Source organism: Nocardia brasiliensis ATCC 700358 (assembly GCF_000250675.2).
Classification (GTDB): Bacteria; Actinomycetota; Actinomycetes; order Mycobacteriales; family Mycobacteriaceae; genus Nocardia; species Nocardia brasiliensis_B.
Genome location: NC_018681.1, coordinates 925,653 through 942,759 on the forward strand (window position 1 = coordinate 925,653; position 17,107 = coordinate 942,759).

The following is a 17,107-nucleotide window of genomic DNA, read 5'->3' on the forward strand; positions in this document are numbered from 1 at the left end:
GGCCGGTTCCTTCGGTAACGATGGGCGGGCACGCGTTCGATGATCATGGGGGCGGGGGCCAGCTAGGCGGAAATGCGGCGACAACAGGCAGGGTGAGGCATCTTCATGGTTCGGTCGGTCGGGCAGCGAAGTGACGAGACCCGTGCAGCGGTGTGCGCATGACCCGCCCGGCACGCGTTCGACCGACCCGGACCAGGCGCCCGCGCGTCACCACCCTGCCGCAGCTGCTGGCGACGGCCGTCGAAGCAAACCCGAGCGGCCTCGGCGTCACCTACGCCGACGCCACCGGCGTCCTGGCCGAACTGAGCTACGCCGAGCTCGATGAGCGGTCGACGCGGCTGGCCCGGCTGCTGATCGATCGCGGCATCGGTCCCGAGGACCTGGTCGCCGTCGGCATTCCCCGCTCGATCGACTCCGTGGTCGCGGTCTGGGCGGTGGCCAAGACCGGCGCCGGCTTTCTCCCGGTCGATCCGAACTATCCGGCCGACCGCGTGGAGCACATGGTCGCCGACTCCGGCGCCGTCTTCGGGCTCACGGTCGCGGGCGCGCGCGCCGAGTTGCCCGATCGGGTCGATTGGCTGCCCATCGATACCGCCGACTGCGCCCGGCTGCTGGAGGAGTTCCCGGCCGATCCGGTGACCTACGTCGACCGGGTGCGTCCGCTGCGCGCCGAACATCCGGCCTACGTCATCTATACCTCCGGCTCCACCGGCAAGCCGAAGGGCGTGGTCGTCACGCAGGCCGGTCTGTCGAGTTTCTGCGACGAGCAGCGCGAGCGATACCAGGTGACGAGTGCCTCGCGGACCCTGCATTTCGCGTCGCCCTCGTTCGACGCCTCGGTGCTGGAGCTACTGCTCGCGGTGGGTGGCGCGGCCACGATGGTGATCGCGGCGCCGACCGTGTTCGGCGGCGAGGAACTGGCCATCCTGCTGCGCCGGACCGGTGTGACGCACGCGTTCATCACGCCTGCCGCGCTGGCGTCGGTCGAGCCTGCCGGGTTGGACGAATTGCGGGTCGTGGTCGCGGGCGGGGAGGCTTGCCCGCCGGAGCTGGTGCGGCGCTGGGTGATTGCGGTGGCGGGCAGCCGGACCCGGGAGTTCTTCAACGGGTACGGCCCCACCGAGACCACCATCATGACCAATATCAGCGCGCCGCTGGTGCCGGACGCGCCGATCACCATCGGCGGGCCGATCCGGGCCGTCACCGAGTATGTGCTGGACGAGCGGCTCGTGCCGGTGCCCGCCGGCACGGTCGGCGAGCTGTACATCACCGGCGCGCAACTGGCGCGGGGATATCACGATCGTCCGGGGTTGACGGCCGCTCGGTTCGTCGCGAATCCGTTCGACGCCAGCGGCTCCCGGCTGTACCGCACCGGTGATCTGGTGGTCTGGAACGACCGGAACGAGCTGGAATACCGGGGCCGCAACGACTTCCAGGTGAAGATCCGCGGCTTCCGGATCGAGCTGGGCGAGATCGACGCGGTGCTCGCCGCGCACGAGACGGTCGACTTCGCGGTCACCGTCGGACACGACCTGGACAGCGGCGCCACGATTCTCGTCTCGTACGTGCACTCCGCGCCCGGAAAAGCCGCGGACGCCGCCGATCTGGCCGCGTTCGCCGAGCAGAGCCTGCCCGCGCACATGGTGCCGACGGTCGTCATGGTGCTCGACACCATCCCGCTGACCCCGGTCGGCAAGCTGGATCGGGCCGCGCTGCCCGCACCGCGCTTGCAAACCAAGGTTTTCCGCGCCCCAGTCGGCCCGTTGGAAGAGCTGGTCTCGGATGTGTTCGCGGAGGTGCTCGGCCCCGGTGCACCGGTCGGCGCCGATGACGACTTCTTCGAACTCGGCGGCAATTCGCTGATCGCGACGCAGGTGGCGGCTCGGCTCGGCACGGCGCTGTCGGCCCGGGTGCCCGCCCGGCTGATCTTCGAAACCCCCACGGTGGCAGGCCTGGCCGAGCGGTTGGAGCCGTTGAAGGGCGCCGCGGACCGGCGCGCGCTGGCCCCGATGGAACGACCCGAACACATCCCGCTGTCGCTGGCGCAGCAGCGGATGTGGTTCCTCAACCAGTTCGATCCGGCCTCGGCGGCGAACAATATTCCGTTCGCGATCCGGCTCACCGGCGCCCTGGATATCGGCGCGCTACAGGCCGCGATCACCGACGTGATCGAGCGGCACGAGACGTTGCGCACCGTGTACCCGGCCATCGACGGCACCGGCCACCAGGTGATTCTGCCTGTCACGGAGGCGGTTCCGGATCTGGCGCCGAAGCCGCTCGCCGAACACGAACTGGCCGACTGGCTGCGCGAATTCGCTCTGCGCGGTTTCGACGTCGCCACCGAGGTGCCGTTGCGCCTAGCGCTCGCCGAACTGTCCGCGAGCGAACACGTGGTCGTGGTGGTGGTGCACCACATCGCCGCGGACGGCGCATCGGTCGCGCCGTTCCTGCGTGATCTGCTGGGCGCGTTCCTGTCCCGGCGCAACGGCGCGCCGCCCGCGCTGCCGCCGTTGCCGGTGCAGTACGCCGATTACACGCTGTGGCAGCGCGAGGTGCTCGGCGACGAGCACGATCCGGATTCGGTGGCGGCCGCGCAGATCGCCTACTGGCGCAACGCGTTGGCGGGCATCCCGGACCGCATCGACCTGCCCGCGGACCGCCCGCGCCCGGTCGTCGCGTCCGGCGCGGGCGCGGAGTACACCTTCGAGGTGAGCGCCGAGGTGCACCGCGGACTCACCGAACTCGCCCAGCGCGCGGGCGCTTCGGAATTCATGGTGGTGCACACCGCGTTCGCCGCCTTGCTGGCCCGCCTCACCGGGACCGCCTTCATCACCATCGGCACACCGGTCGCCGGACGTGGCGAGCGCGAACTCGACGGGCTCATCGGCATGTTCGTCAACACCCTCGTGCTGCGCACGCCGATCGATCCCGGCGCCTCGTTCACGGACTTGCTCGCGGCGACGAAAGAGACCGACCTCGCGGCGTTCTCGCACGCCGAGTTGCCGTTCGAGCGGTTGGTCGAGGTGCTCGATCCGGTGCGCTCGCAGGCGCATCATCCGCTGTTCCAGGTGGCGCTGTTCTTCCAGAACATGAACAAGGCGCAGGTCGAGCTGCCCGGGTTGTCCGCGCAGGCGGTCGAATTCGACGGTGCGGTGGCCAAGTTCGATCTGCAGCTGACCGTGGTGCCCAAGACCGAGTCCGGCTTCTCCGCCCAGTTCACCTACGCCACCGACCTGTTCGACGAGGCGACGATCGCGCACTTCGCGCATCGTTTGGACCGGCTGCTCGCCGCGGTCGTGGCAACGCCGGAACGGGCGGTCGGCGACATCGACCTGCTCGATCCCGCCGAGCGCGAGCGCATCCTGTACGGCTGGAACGAGACCAGGCACGCGGTGGCACCGGAGCTGCTGCTCGACGGCTACCGCCGGACCGTCGCGGCGCGCCCGTCCGCCACCGCACTGGTCTACGAGGGCGCGACGCTCACGTATCGCGAATTCGACGATCGGGTCAACCGTCTCGCGCGGCTGCTGATCGATCGGGGTGTCGGTGCGGAATCGTTGGTGGGGCTCGCGATTCGGCGATCCGTGGATCTCGTGGTCGGTATGTACGCGATCGTGACGGCGGGCGGCGCGTACGTCCCGCTGGATCCGGACCATCCGGCCGAGCGGATCGCGCACATCCTCGAGACGGCGCAGCCCGCCTGCGTGCTGACCACGGCGGCGGACGCGATCCAGGTGCCGGACGGCATCGAGGTGCTGCGGATGGACGAGATCGACACCGCGGCCTACGACGGCTCTGCGGTGCGCCCGGACGAATTGCGCCGCGCGGTGCTGCCGCAGCACCCCGCCTACGTCATCTTCACCTCCGGTTCGACGGGACGGCCGAAGGGCGTTGCCGTCTCGCACGCGGCGATCCACAACCAGATCGACTGGATGCTGGCGCAGTACCCGCTCGGTCCCGACGACGTGTACCTGCAGAAGACCGCGACCACGTTCGACGTGTCGCTGTGGGGTTTCTTCCTGCCGCTGCGGGCCGGCGCGACCCTGGTGGTCGCCACCCACGACGGTCACCGCGATCCCGCCTACGTCGCGGAAACCATTGCCGCGCAGCGGGTCACCGTCACCGACTTCGTGCCCTCGATGCTGACCGTCTTCGCCGCGCACGCGGCCGCCGACACGGGGCCGACGCTGCGCGAGGTCTTCGTGATCGGTGAGGCGCTGCCCCCGGAGACCGTCGCCGCCTTCGGCGCGGTGTCGCAGGCGCAGCTGCACAATCTCTACGGCCCGACCGAGGCCGCGGTGTCGGTGACGTACTGGCCCGCCGACGGTGCGGACAGCCGCTCGGTGCCGATCGGCCTGCCGCAGTGGAACACCCAGGTCTACGTGCTCGACGCCCGGTTGCGCCCGGTGCCGGCGGGCGTCCCCGGCGAGCTGTATCTCGCGGGTGATCAGCTGGCGCGCGGCTACGTCCGGCGGCCGGATCTGACCGCGGATCGTTTCCTGGCCAACCCGTTCGGTTTCGGCGAGCGCATGTACCGAACCGGCGACCTGGTGGTGTGGCGCGCGGGCGGCGCGGGCCGGTCGCATCGGCTGGAGTACATCGGCCGTACCGACTTCCAGGTCAAGTTCCGGGGTCAGCGGATCGAGCTGGGCGAGATCGAAACCGCTTTGCTGGCACAGCCTTCGGTGAGTCAGGCGGTCGCGCTGGTCAGCCAGTCGACGCTGGGGGACCAGCTGGTGGCCTACGTGGTGCCCGCGCCCGGCGCGTCCGTCGAGCAGCCGGCGCTGCTGGCTGCCGTCGCCGAAACCCTTCCGGCCTATATGGTTCCGGCCGCGGTCGTCGTCCTGGACGAGTTCCCGCTGAACCCGTCCGGCAAGCTCGACCGCAAGGCGCTGCCGGAGCCGATGTTCACCGCTCGGGAATTCCGGGCCCCCGCGACGCCGGTCGAAGAGATCGTCGCCGAGGTATTCGGCGAGGTGCTCGGGCTGAGCCGGGTCGGGGCCGACGACGATTTCTTCGCCCTCGGCGGCAATTCGCTGATCGCCACTCAGCTGGTCGCCCGGCTCGGTGCCGCGGTCGATGCCCGCGTGCCGGTGCGCACGCTGTTCGAGACGCCGACGGTGCAGTCGCTGGCCGCCGCGGTCGAGTCACAGACCCATGCCGCGCGCGGCATTCCGCTGGGCAGCATCGCCCGGCCCGCCGAACTGCCGCTGTCGCTGGCGCAGCGGCGGATGTGGTTCCTCAACCGGTTCGACCAGTCCGATGACGGTTCGGCCGGTTCGGCCGCCTACAACCTGCCGTTCGCGTTGCGGTTGACGGGTGCGCTGGATGTCGCGGCGCTGGGTGCCGCGCTCGAGGATGTGGTGGGCAGGCACGAGGTGCTGCGCACCGTGTACCCGGAGACCCCGGCCGGTCCGGTGCAGGTGGTGCTGCCCGCGAGCCGGGTGGCCCTCGATGTCGCCGCGCGTCCGGTGCCCGCGGCGGCGGTACCCGCCGAGGTGTACGCCCTGGCGTCCACCCCGTTCGACGTCACCGGTGAAGTGCCGCTGCGGGTTCGGTTGCTCGAGATCACCGACAGCGCAGACGAATCCGATCATGTGCTCGCGGTGGTGGTGCACCACATCGCCGCGGACGCGTCCTCCATGGGTCCGCTGGTGCGTGACGTGATGGTCGCCTATGCCGCGCGGACCGTGGGTGAGGTTCCCGGTTGGGCTCCGTTGCCGGTGCAGTACGCGGACTACGCGCTGTGGCAGCGTGCGGTGCTCGGCGCCGAGTCCGATGCGGAATCTATTGCGGCGCAACAGATCGCGTTCTGGCGAACGCAGCTGTCCGGGTTGCCGGATCTGCTCGAGCTGCCCACGGACCGATCGCGTCCGGCGATCGCGTCCATGGCGGGCGCGCGTGTCGATGTGCGGATCGATGCGGCTACTCACGCCGGTTTGGTGGAGCTGGGCCGGGCGCATGGTGCGACGTTGTTCATGGTGGTGCACACGGCGCTCGCGATGCTGCTCGCCAGGTTGTCCGGTACGGGAGACATCGCGATCGGCACGCCGGTGGCGGGTCGCGGTGAGCGCGAACTCGACGATCTGATCGGCATGTTCGTCAATACCGTCGTGTTCCGCAGCAGCGTGGACGGCGCGGAATCGTTCACGGATCTGCTCGCGCGGCAGCGCGACACCGATCTGCAGGCGTTCGCGCACGCGGATATTCCGTTCGAGCGTTTGGTCGAGGTGCTGAATCCGCCGCGATCGACGGCGCATCATCCGCTGTTCCAGGTGGGCTTGTCGTTCCAGAACATCGCGCACACCGCACTCGAATTGCCGGGCCTGACGGTGGCCGGGGTCGATGCCGACCTCGACGTGTCGCAGTTCGACCTGCACCTGATCGTGGGCGACAGCTACGACGAATCCGGTGCGCCCACCGGCATCGGCGGCTTCTTCACCTATGCCACCGACCTTTTCGACGCCGCCACGGTGCAGGGCTTCGCGGCACGGTTGGCGCAGGTTCTCGCCGCGGTGGTGGCCGACGCGGGCACGCCGGTCGGTGATATCGACATTCTCGTTCCCGGGGAACAGCATTCGGTGCTGTCGGCCTGGAACGACACCGCGCACCGGATCGATCCGGCGGCCACGCTGCCGTCGTTCCTGCGACGGTCGGTGCTGGCGGCCGCGCCGGAGGCGGTCGCCGTGGTCGCCGACCTGCCCGACGGCTCGCGCCACGAGCTGACCTATGTCGAACTCGACACCCGCGTGAATCGGCTTGCCCGATACCTGATCTCGCGAGGCGTCGGCCCGGAGTCCCGGGTAGCGCTGGCCTTCCGGCGATCGGTGGACCTGGTCGTCGCGATGTACGCGGTCGCCAAAGCCGGTGGCGCGTATGTACCCGTCGACCCGGACCAGGCCGCCGAGCGCACGGACTACATTCTGGCGACGGCCGCTCCGGTCTGCGTGCTGACCAATGCCGACGCCGATTTCGACACCGCCGCGGCACCGGTCGTGCGCCTCGACGAACTGGTGCTGAGCTCGTTCGCCAGCGGACCGCTCGCGGATACCGAGCGGGTCGCGCCGCTGCGGCCCGAGCACACCGCGTACGTGATCTTCACCTCGGGTTCGACCGGCAGGCCGAAGGGCGTCGCCGTGTCGCACGCCGCGATCGCCAACCAATTGCAGTGGAAGATCGCCGAATTCGGCCTGTCCGGGCACGACGCCGTGCTGCTCAAGACGGCCGCGACGTTCGACCTCTCGGTGTGGGAGTTCTGGTCGGCGGTGGTCTGCGCGGGCAAGCTGGTGATCGCCGCGCCCGATGGACACCGCGACCCGGCCTATCTCAACGACTTGATCATCCGGGAGGCGGTGACGACGCTGCATGTCGTCCCGTCCATGCTGGACGCGCTCCTGGTGCACACCAGCACGGCGGCCTCGGCCCAGCCTTCGCCGCTGACCCGGGTGCTCGCCATCGGTGAGGCCCTGCCCGCCGCGCTGGCGCAACGTTTCCTGACCGCGCAGCCGGCGGTGGCGCTGTACAACCTGTACGGACCGACCGAGGCCGCGGTGTCGATCACCCGGCACCGGGTCACCGAGGACGACCAAGCCGTCGTGCCCATCGGCACACCGGAATGGAACAGCCGGGCCTATGTGCTGGACAGCAGGCTCCGGCCGGTACCGGTCGGCGTCTCCGGTGAGCTGTACTTGGCCGGCGCGCAGTTGGCGCGTGGCTATTTCGGCCGGGCGGATCTGACCGCGGATCGGTTCGTGGCCAACCCGTTCGAGCCCGGTGCGCGGATGTATCGCACCGGCGATTTGGTGGTGTGGCAGGCCGCGGGCGAGCTGGAATACCAGGGGCGCACCGACTTCCAGGTGAAGGTCCGTGGTTTCCGGATCGAACTCGGTGAGATCGAGGCCGCGCTGCTGGCGCTGCCCGAGATCGCCCAGGCCGCGGTGGTCGCCAAATCCGACGCCAAAACCGGTGACCGGCTGGTGGCCTACCTGGTCGCCGCCCAGCCGTCCGCCGCGCCGGCGGCCGCCACCTCCTTCGCCGTCCAGGCCGCGGCGTTCGCCGCGCAGGCCGCCGAGGCGGCCGGTGCCGCGCCCGCGGGTCTCGATGTGGCGCAGGTGAAGTCGGCGCTGGGTGCGGGTTTGCCGTCGTACATGGTGCCGTCGGCGTTCGTGGTGCTGGATCGGTTGCCGTTGAATGTGAACGGCAAGCTGGATCGCAAGGCGTTGCCGGAGCCGGAGTTCGAGGCACAAGCCTTCCGTGCGCCGTCGACGCCGATCGAGGAGATCGTGGCTGCGGTGTTCGCCGAGGTGCTCGGTGTCGAACGGGTCGGCGCGGACGATGATTTCTTCGCCCTCGGCGGTAATTCGCTGCTGGCGACTCAGGTCGCGGCCCGCATCGGTGCCGCGCTGGATTCCAGAGTGCCGGTGCGCGCGCTGTTCGAGGCCGCCACCGTCGCGGGACTCGCGATCAAGGTGGAGCATCTGGCGGGCGAGCGCACCCGTACGCCGCTCGTCGCGCAGCCACGGCCCGACCATGTTCCGCTGTCCTTCGCGCAGCAGCGGATGTGGTTCCTCAACCAATTCGACACCGCCGCAGCTGTTTACAACATCCCGGTGGCCATCCGGCTGTCCGGCGACCTGGATGTCGACGCGTTGCAGCAGGCCGTCACCGACCTGGTCGCCCGGCACGAGATCATGCGCACCGTCTATCCGGAGGCGCTGGACGGCCCGCAGCAGCGCATCCTCGCGCCGCACGAGGTGCTGGTCGACCTGGCGCCCGCCCAGATCGGCGAGGAGCGGGTCGCACACGAGGTACAGCGCATCGTCGCCGCCGGTTTCGACGTCACCATGGAGGTGCCGTTCCGCGCCAGACTCTTCCAGCTCGCGGGCAGCGAGTACGTCCTGGTGTTCGTCGCCCATCACATCAGTGCCGACGGCTGGTCGATGGGTCCGTTGACGCGAGATCTGATGCTGGCCTACGCCGCCCGCAGCGGGGGCGAAGCGCCAGCCTGGTCGCCGCTGCCGATCCAGTACGCCGACTACGCACTCTGGCAGCGCACCGCGCTCGGCGCCGACGACGATCCCGATTCCGTGGCGGGCACCCAACTCGCCTACTGGACAACCGAACTCGCCGACCTGCCGGACGAGCTGAACCTGCCGACCGATCGGCCGCGCCCGCCCGCACAGAGTTTCGCGGGCGGCAAGACCCACTTCGTCGTCGACGCCGACGTGCACGCCGCGTTGGTCGAGGTGGCCAAGCGGCACAACGCCACCCTGTTCATGGTTGTGCACACCGCGCTCGCGGTGTTCCTGGCGCGCCTGTCCGGGACCGAGGACGTCGTGGTCGGCACCCCGATCGCGGGTCGTGGCGAGGCCGAACTCGACGACCTGATCGGCATGTTCGTCAACACCCTGGTGCTGCGCACCCGGGTCGCGCCGCAACTCGGCTTCACCGAACTGCTGGCCGCGAACCGGGAAACCGATCTGCGGGCCTTCGCGAACGCGGACACCCCGTTCGAGCGGCTGGTCGAGGTGCTCGATCCGGAGCGTTCCGCCGGGCGGCATCCGCTGTTCCAGGTCGCGCTGTCCTTCGAGAACCTCGCCGCCACCAGCTTCGAGCTGCCCGGGCTGAGTTTCGCCGCGCTCGATCCGGCCGCCGACACCGCCAAATTCGATCTGCTGCTCACCCTGCGCGAGCAGCGCACCGAGGCCGGCGCGGAGGCCGGGCTGGCCGCCGAATTCACTTACGCCCGTGACCTGTTCGACGAGGCGACGGTCGCCGACTTCGGGCGCCGGTTCCGCCGCATTCTTGCCGCGGTCGCGCAGGACCCCGGGATCGCGGTCGGTGATCTGGAGATCCTGGACGATTCGGAGCGCGCCGACCTGATCTCCCGGGTGGGCGCCGAGGCTGTGCCGCCGCGCACCCTGGCCGAGCTGATGGCCTCGGCGGTGACCCGCAACCCCACCGGCCCCGCCATCGTGGTGCACGGGCGTGCCTTCAGCTACGTCGAACTCGACGCCGCCTCTTCGCAATTGGCGCGCTCGCTGATCGATCGCGGTGCCGGGCCGGACGTGCTGGTCGCGGTGGCGATCCGGCGTTCGGTCGAATCGGTGCTCGCGCTGTGGGCGGTGGCCAAGACCGGCGCCGCGCTGGTGCCGATCGATCCGACCTATCCGGCCGAGCGCATCGCGCACATGGTCACCGACTCCCAGGCGTATCTCGGCGTGACGCTGACCGCGGAGCTCGGCACGCTGCCCGCGATGGCGGGCGGGCGGCCGTGGCTGGTACTCGACGACCGGGACTTCACCTACGACGTCGCGTCCCGCTCGGACCGGCCGATCAGTTTCAGCGAGCGGCACGGCCCGATCCGCAGCAGCAACGCCGCGTACGTGATCTACACCTCCGGCTCCACCGGCCTGCCCAAGGGTGTGGTGGTGACGCACGCGGGCCTGGCCAACTTCAGTGCTGAGCAGGTGGAGCGCTACCAGCTCGACCAGTCCACGCGCGCACTGGCTTTCGCCTCGCCGTCGTTCGACGCCTCGATGCTCGAGCTGCTGCTCGCCCTGGGTTCGGCGGGCGCGCTGGTGGTCGCGCCGCCGCTCACCTTCGGCGGTGCCGAACTGGCGAGCCTGATCCAGCAGGAGCAGGTCACGCACGCCTTCCTCACCCCGTCGGTGCTCGCCTCGCTGGACCCGGACGCCCTGTCCGGCATGCGGGCGATCGTCGCGGGCGGTGAAGCGGTGCCCGCCGATCTGGTGACCAAGTGGGCGGACGACGAGCAGCGGAATTTCCACAACGGCTACGGGCCGACCGAGACCACGATCATGACCAACATCAGCGATCCGCTGCGTCCGGGCGAACCGGTCACCATCGGTGGCCCGATCCGCGGCATGCGCTCGCTGGTGCTCGACAGCAGGCTGCGCCCGGTGCCCGAAGGCGTTGCGGGCGAACTGTATCTGGGCGGTATCCAGCTGACCCGCGGCTACCACGCGCGGCCCGGACTCACGGCGGCACGCTTCGTGGCCGACCCGTACGGTGCGCCCGGCGAGCGGCTCTACCGCACCGGCGACGTGGTGCGCTGGCGGCGCGGCAGCGCTGTGCCGCAGGTGGAGTACGTGGGCCGCAACGACTTCCAGGTGAAGATACGCGGCTTCCGGATCGAGCTCGGCGAGATCGACGCCGCGCTGGCCGGGCAACCGGGCGTCGAATTCGCGGTCACCGTCGGCCGCGAATCCGGGTCCGGCGCCACGATGCTCGTGTCCTACGTGCTGCCCGCGCCGGGCGCCACCCTCGACATCGCCGGGCTCACCGAGGAATTGGGCGCGATCCTGCCCGAATACATGGTGCCGACCGCCATCGTCGAACTCGACGAGATCCCGTTGACGCCGGTCGGCAAGCTGGATCGGCGCGCGCTGCCGGAACCCGCGCTGGCGAGCGCGGCCTATCGAGCGCCGCAGACCCAGGCGGAACTGGCCATCGCCGAGGTGATCGGCGAGGTGCTCGGCCTCGACCGGGTCGGGCTGGACGACGACTTCTTCGCGCTCGGCGGCGACAGCATCGTCTCCATCCAGGTCGTATCGCGCTGCCGCGCACGGGGCGTGACCTTCACGCCCCGTGCGGTTTTCGAGTCGCGCACGGTCGCGGCGCTGGCTCGGGTCGCCGTGGTCGAGGACGGTCCGGGCGACGAATCCGGTGACCTGCCCTTGACACCGCACGCGGCCCGGCTGCTCGACGTCGGCGTCGAGGTGCGTGCCATCGCGCTGGACGTGCCGGACAGCTGCGCCGTCGAGGCCGTGCACGCCGCGGTGGGCAAGGTGCTCGACCAGCATCCGATGCTGTGGGTGCGGCTCGATCGCGCGGGCGAGGCGCCGGTGCTGCGCATCCCGCCGGTCGACGAGCGCACCGGCGAGGCGTTCCGCAGGCTGGATCCGCAGCACGGCGAAACGTCGCTGCCGATCGACGATGTGGTGCAGGCCGCCGCCGCGGCACTGGATCCCGAACAGGGACGCAATATCCATTTCGTGCTGACCGGCGGGCCGGAAGGCCGGTCGACCCTGATCGTGGTCGCCAACGGCCTTGTCGTGGACGATATCTCGTGGCGCACCATCGTCGACCAGTTGACCGCCGCGTGGAGCCGGGGCAGGCATGCCGCCCCCGCCGCGCCGGAATCCGGTCTCGGCGTACTGATCCGGGCCTTGTCGACGCGCGCGCACGATCTGCGCACCGTCGGCGAGCTGGGCTGGTGGGAGCGGGCGCTGGGGGCCGTACCCGCCGACGCCGACACCGATCAGCTCGATCTGCGGACCCGCAGCCGGGTCTCGCTGGCCATCACCGCCGAAGGCGCCGCCGCGGTGGCCGCCGTCGCGGCGGCCTATCACACCATCGTGGACGACGTGCTGCTCACCGCGGTCGCGCTGGCGTTGCAGACCTCGGCGCAAGAGTCCGTCACGCGCGCCGTCGGTTCGTTGATCCGGCTGTCCGCCGATCAGCGGTCCGCGACCCACGCCGACGAGAGCATGGTCGGCGGCTTCACCACCGAGTACCCGCTTCCGTTGCGGCTCACCAGGATCGACACCGCCGAGGCCCTGGTCGGCGGACCCGCCGCGGGCGCGGCCCTGGCCCAGATCAAGGAATCGCGCCGTGCGGTGCCCTCGCAGGGCGTCGGCTACGGCCTGCTGCGCTACCTCAACGCGGACACCGCGGACGAGCTCGGCGTGCTCGGGCGCGGCCGGTTCGCGTTGCGCTACCGGGATCTGCGCCCGGCCCGGGTGCACACCGATATCGCCGCCGACGATCTACTGCTCGACCTGACCGTCGACGCCACCGACGACGGACTGCTCGCCCGATTCGACTACGCCACCGCGGCGTTCACCGCCGATGAGGTGAAAACCTTTGCCGAGCATTGGATCCGGGCGCTCGGCGGGCTGGCCGAACACGGCTTGCGCCCCGACTCGGGCGGTTTCACGCCGTCGGACTTCGGTCTGGTCCGGCTGAACCAGAGCGGCATCGACCGGCTCGCCGCCGCCTACCCGAACCTCACCGACGTATGGCCGGTGACGCCGCTGCAGTCGGGCATGCTGTTCCACGCGCTGCTGGCCGAATCCTCGATCGACGCCTACACCACCCAGTTCGTGCTCGACCTGGGTGGCGCGGTGGACGCCACCCGGATGCATCGCTGCGCGCAGGCGGTGCTGGACCGGCACGACAACCTGCGCGTCGCCTTCGCCGAGGACGCGGAGGGCAATCCCCTGCAGATCGTGCAGGATTCGCTCGACGTGCCGTGGCGGCTCATCGATCTCGCGCAGGTGGAGCCGAGTGCCGCGGCGGCCGAGCTGGACCGGATCAAGGCCGCCGACCTCGCGGACCACTTCGATATGCGGACCGCACCGCTGCTGCGCTTCGCGCTGATCCGCTCGGCGGCCGACAGCTACCACCTGCTGGTCACCAGCCATCACATCCTGATCGACGGCTGGTCGATGCCGCTGCTGATGAAGGACCTGCTGACGCTGTACGCGCTCGGCGGCAACGCCCGGCACCTGCCCAGGGTGCCGTCGTATCGAAACTATCTGGCCTGGCTGGATGCGCAGCCCGCCGACGCGGCCCGCGACGCCTGGCGCGCGGCGCTGGCCGGTGTCACCGAGCCGACGCCGCTGGCGCCGGTCGATCCCGGTCGCGAGATCTCGGCGGGCGTCGGCGAGGTCGGCTTCGAGCTGGCCCCGGCGGACACCACCGCGCTCACCCGGCTCGCCTCCGGGCTCGGCGTCACGGTGAACACCGTGGTACAGGCGGCCTGGGGTCTGCTGATCGGACGCAGTGTCGACCGCGACGACGTGGTCTTCGGGGCCACCGTGTCCGGCCGGCCGCCCCAGCTCGACGGCGTGGAGAGCATGGTCGGCCTGTTCCTCAACGCGATTCCGGTGCGGGTCCGCCTCGGCGCGACCGACACACTCGGCGGACTGCTGCGCCAGCTGCAAGCCGAACAGGCCGGATTGCTCGATCACCACTACCTCGGCCTGAGCGACATCCAGGAAACCGTCGGTGTGGAAGGGCTTTTCGACTCCCTGGTGGTGTTCGAGTCCTTCCCGGTCGATCGGGAAGGACTGGAGAAGGCCAGCGCGATCGACGGTATGCACATCACCGGCGTCGGCGCGGTCAACGGTACGCATTACCCGCTGACCGTCATGGTGGTGCTCGACAGCCAGCTGCGAGTGTCGGTGAAGTACCTGCGCGACCTGTTCGACGAGGCGACGGCACAGGCGCTGGCGGAAAGACTTTCGGCCCTGATCCGCCGCTTCGTGACCAACCCGCAGGCCCGCGTCGCCGACATCGACGTGCTGCTCGACGGGGAACGCGCCGAACTGGCCGCCCGCAACGGCACCGACGTGCCGGACCTGCTGGACGAGGCCACCCTGCTGTCGCTGTTCGACGCGCAGGTGGCGCGGACGCCGGACGCGCCCGCGGTGCGCTTCGGCGAGGTCACGCTCAGCTATGCCGATCTCGACCTGCGCTCCCGCGCGCTCGCCGCCGAATTGACCCGCTGGGGCGTCGGCGCGGAATCGCTGGTGGCCGTGGCCATGCGGCGAAGCATCGATCTGGTCGTCACCATCTACGGCGTGCTGCGTTCGGGCGCCGGATACCTGCCGATCGACCCGGACCATCCGACCGAGCGCAACGAGTTCGTGCTCGCCGCCGCGGCGCCCGCGTGCGTGCTGACCACCACCGGCGACGCGTTCGACACCGATGCCGCGGTGCCGGTCGTCGCGGTCGACACCCTGTACCTACCGCTGGACGCGGTGTCGCTCGCGGATCCGGAGATCACGCCGGACAACGTCGCCTACGTCATCTACACCTCGGGCTCCACCGGCCGTCCGAAGGGCGTGATGATCACGCACCGTCAGATGGTGAACCAATTCCGGTGGGCGCAGTGGATCTACCCGCATGACGCTTCGGACGTGGTGCTGCACAAGACGCCGATCACCTTCGACATCTCCACGTGGGAGTTGTTCTGGCCCTTGCAGACCGGCGCCGCGATCGTCGTCGCCGAGCCCGACGGGCATCGCGATCCGGCCTATCTGGCCCGGGTGATCGCCGAATACGGCGTCAGCACGGTGCATTTCGTGCCGTCCATGCTGGATGCCTTCCTGGATCCCGCACTCGCCGAGCAGCTTCCGACTTTGCGGCGGGTGTTCGCCGCGGGCGAGGCGCTCACCGGCGAGACCGCGGCGAGCTTCGCCGCCACCATCCCCACCGCCCAGCTGATCAATTGGTACGGGCCCGCGGAAGCCACCGTGGTCACCGACTATCCGGTGCAGGACACCGCCGTCGTCGCCGTGCCGATCGGCACGCCGGTCGCGAACACCCGGGTGCACGTGCTCGATCGGCAGCTGTGCCCGGTGCCGCTCGGCGCCGCGGGCGAGCTGTACATCTCGGGCGTGCAGCTGGCCCGTGGCTACCTCGGCGCCCCGGCCCTCACCGCGGAACGGTTCGTCGCGCACGCGGGCGGTACCCGGTTGTATCGCACCGGTGACATCGTGCGCTGGCACGGTGCTGCGCTGGAATACTTGGGCCGCAGCGATTTCCAGGTGAAACTGCGCGGGCAGCGGGTCGAGCTCGGCGAGATCGAGACGGTGCTGCTCGGGCATCCGTCGGTGCGGCACGCCGCGGTCGCGCTGGTCCACGGCAGCACCGGGGACCGGCTCGTCGGCTACCTGGTCGCCGCGCCGGGGGAGATCGTCGACAACGCCGCGGTGCTGAGCCACGCGCGCGGTGCGCTGCCGTCCTACATGGTGCCGTCGACATTCGTCGTACTGGACGCGCTGCCGCTCAACCCGAGCGGCAAACTGGACCGCAAGGCCCTGCCCGTACCCGAATTCGCCGCGCGCCCATACCGTCCGCCGACGACCCCGCTGGAGCGGACCATCACCGAGGTCTTCGCCGAGGTGGTCGGCGCCGAGCAGGTCGGCTTGGACGACGACTTCTTCGACATCGGCGGCAATTCGCTGGTGGCGACCCGTGCGGTCAGCAGATTGCGCACGCTCACGGGGGCCGAGGTCCGGGTGCAGTGGTTCTTCACCGACTCGACCCCGGCGGCGCTGGCCACCCGCATCCTGGCCGCGCTTGCCGGCGACCACGACTACGACCTGGAATCGAACGCCGCGCTCGGCGTGCTGCTGTCGATCCGCACCAGGGTGCCGCACGACACCGCGGCCGCCGAGCCGCTGTTCTGCATCCACCCGATGTACGGATTGTCCTGGTGCTACGCGGGTCTCGCGCGCTACGTGCCCGCCAGCACACCGATCTTCGGCCTGCAATCGCCGGCGCTGTCCGAGGACGGCTACCTGCCGACCTCGCTGGCCGAGATGGCCACCCGGTATGTCCGGGAGATCCGCGCGGTCCAGCCGGAGGGGCCGTACCGGCTGCTCGGCTGGTCGCTCGGCGGCGTGCTCGCGCACGCCATCGCGACGGAGCTGCAGGCCGCGGGCGAGCAGGTCACGCTGCTCGCCATGCTCGACAGCCACCCCGACATCGACGTGACGGACTTCCGCGCGGCGATCCGGGAGGCGCTGGCCGAGCTCGGCATCGGCGCGCACGCGTTGCTGCCCGAGGACGGCGACATCCACGACCTCAGTGAGGAAGCGCTCGCCGCACTGCACGCGACCATTCCGCCGGACATGGCCGTGCTCACGCCGGAGCGGGTGCGCCGGATCTACCGCAGCGCCGTGCGTTCGGCCGAGCTCATCGCCGAGCACCGGCCCGCGGTGTTCCACGGCAGGCTCGACTACTTCAGTGCGGCCGGTCACGAGACCGCGGCCCAGAATTGGTATCCGCTGGTCGAGGGTCGTGTCGAAGATCACCCGATCGGGGTCCCGCATGATCAGATGACCTCGCCGGAGGCCTTGGCGGACATCGGCCCGGCCCTGTCGCGCCTGCTCGAGCCGCGCACCGGGAACACGGCGCGCACATCGGGTCTGACGTGACGAAATCGAGACTGCTCAGGCATGATGGGCAACGCTGCGGTAACGGTGACCCCTGTCGGCACGACTACATAGGCCGTATGGTCTGGCGCAGGTGTGCCCAGGGCGCTATCGCCGGCGCGTGGGGCAGGCAGATG

Annotated in this window: 1 protein-coding gene; it reads left to right on the plus strand. The window is 70.2% G+C overall.

The genetic code is table 11. The features are described from left to right. Positions 1-152: 152 nt before the first annotated feature. Complete coding sequence (locus O3I_RS04150; protein ID WP_424769563.1) at positions 153-16,973, plus strand: amino acid adenylation domain-containing protein; 16,821 nt, start codon at positions 153-155, stop codon at positions 16,971-16,973. The last annotated feature ends 134 nt before the right edge of the window (positions 16,974-17,107 follow it).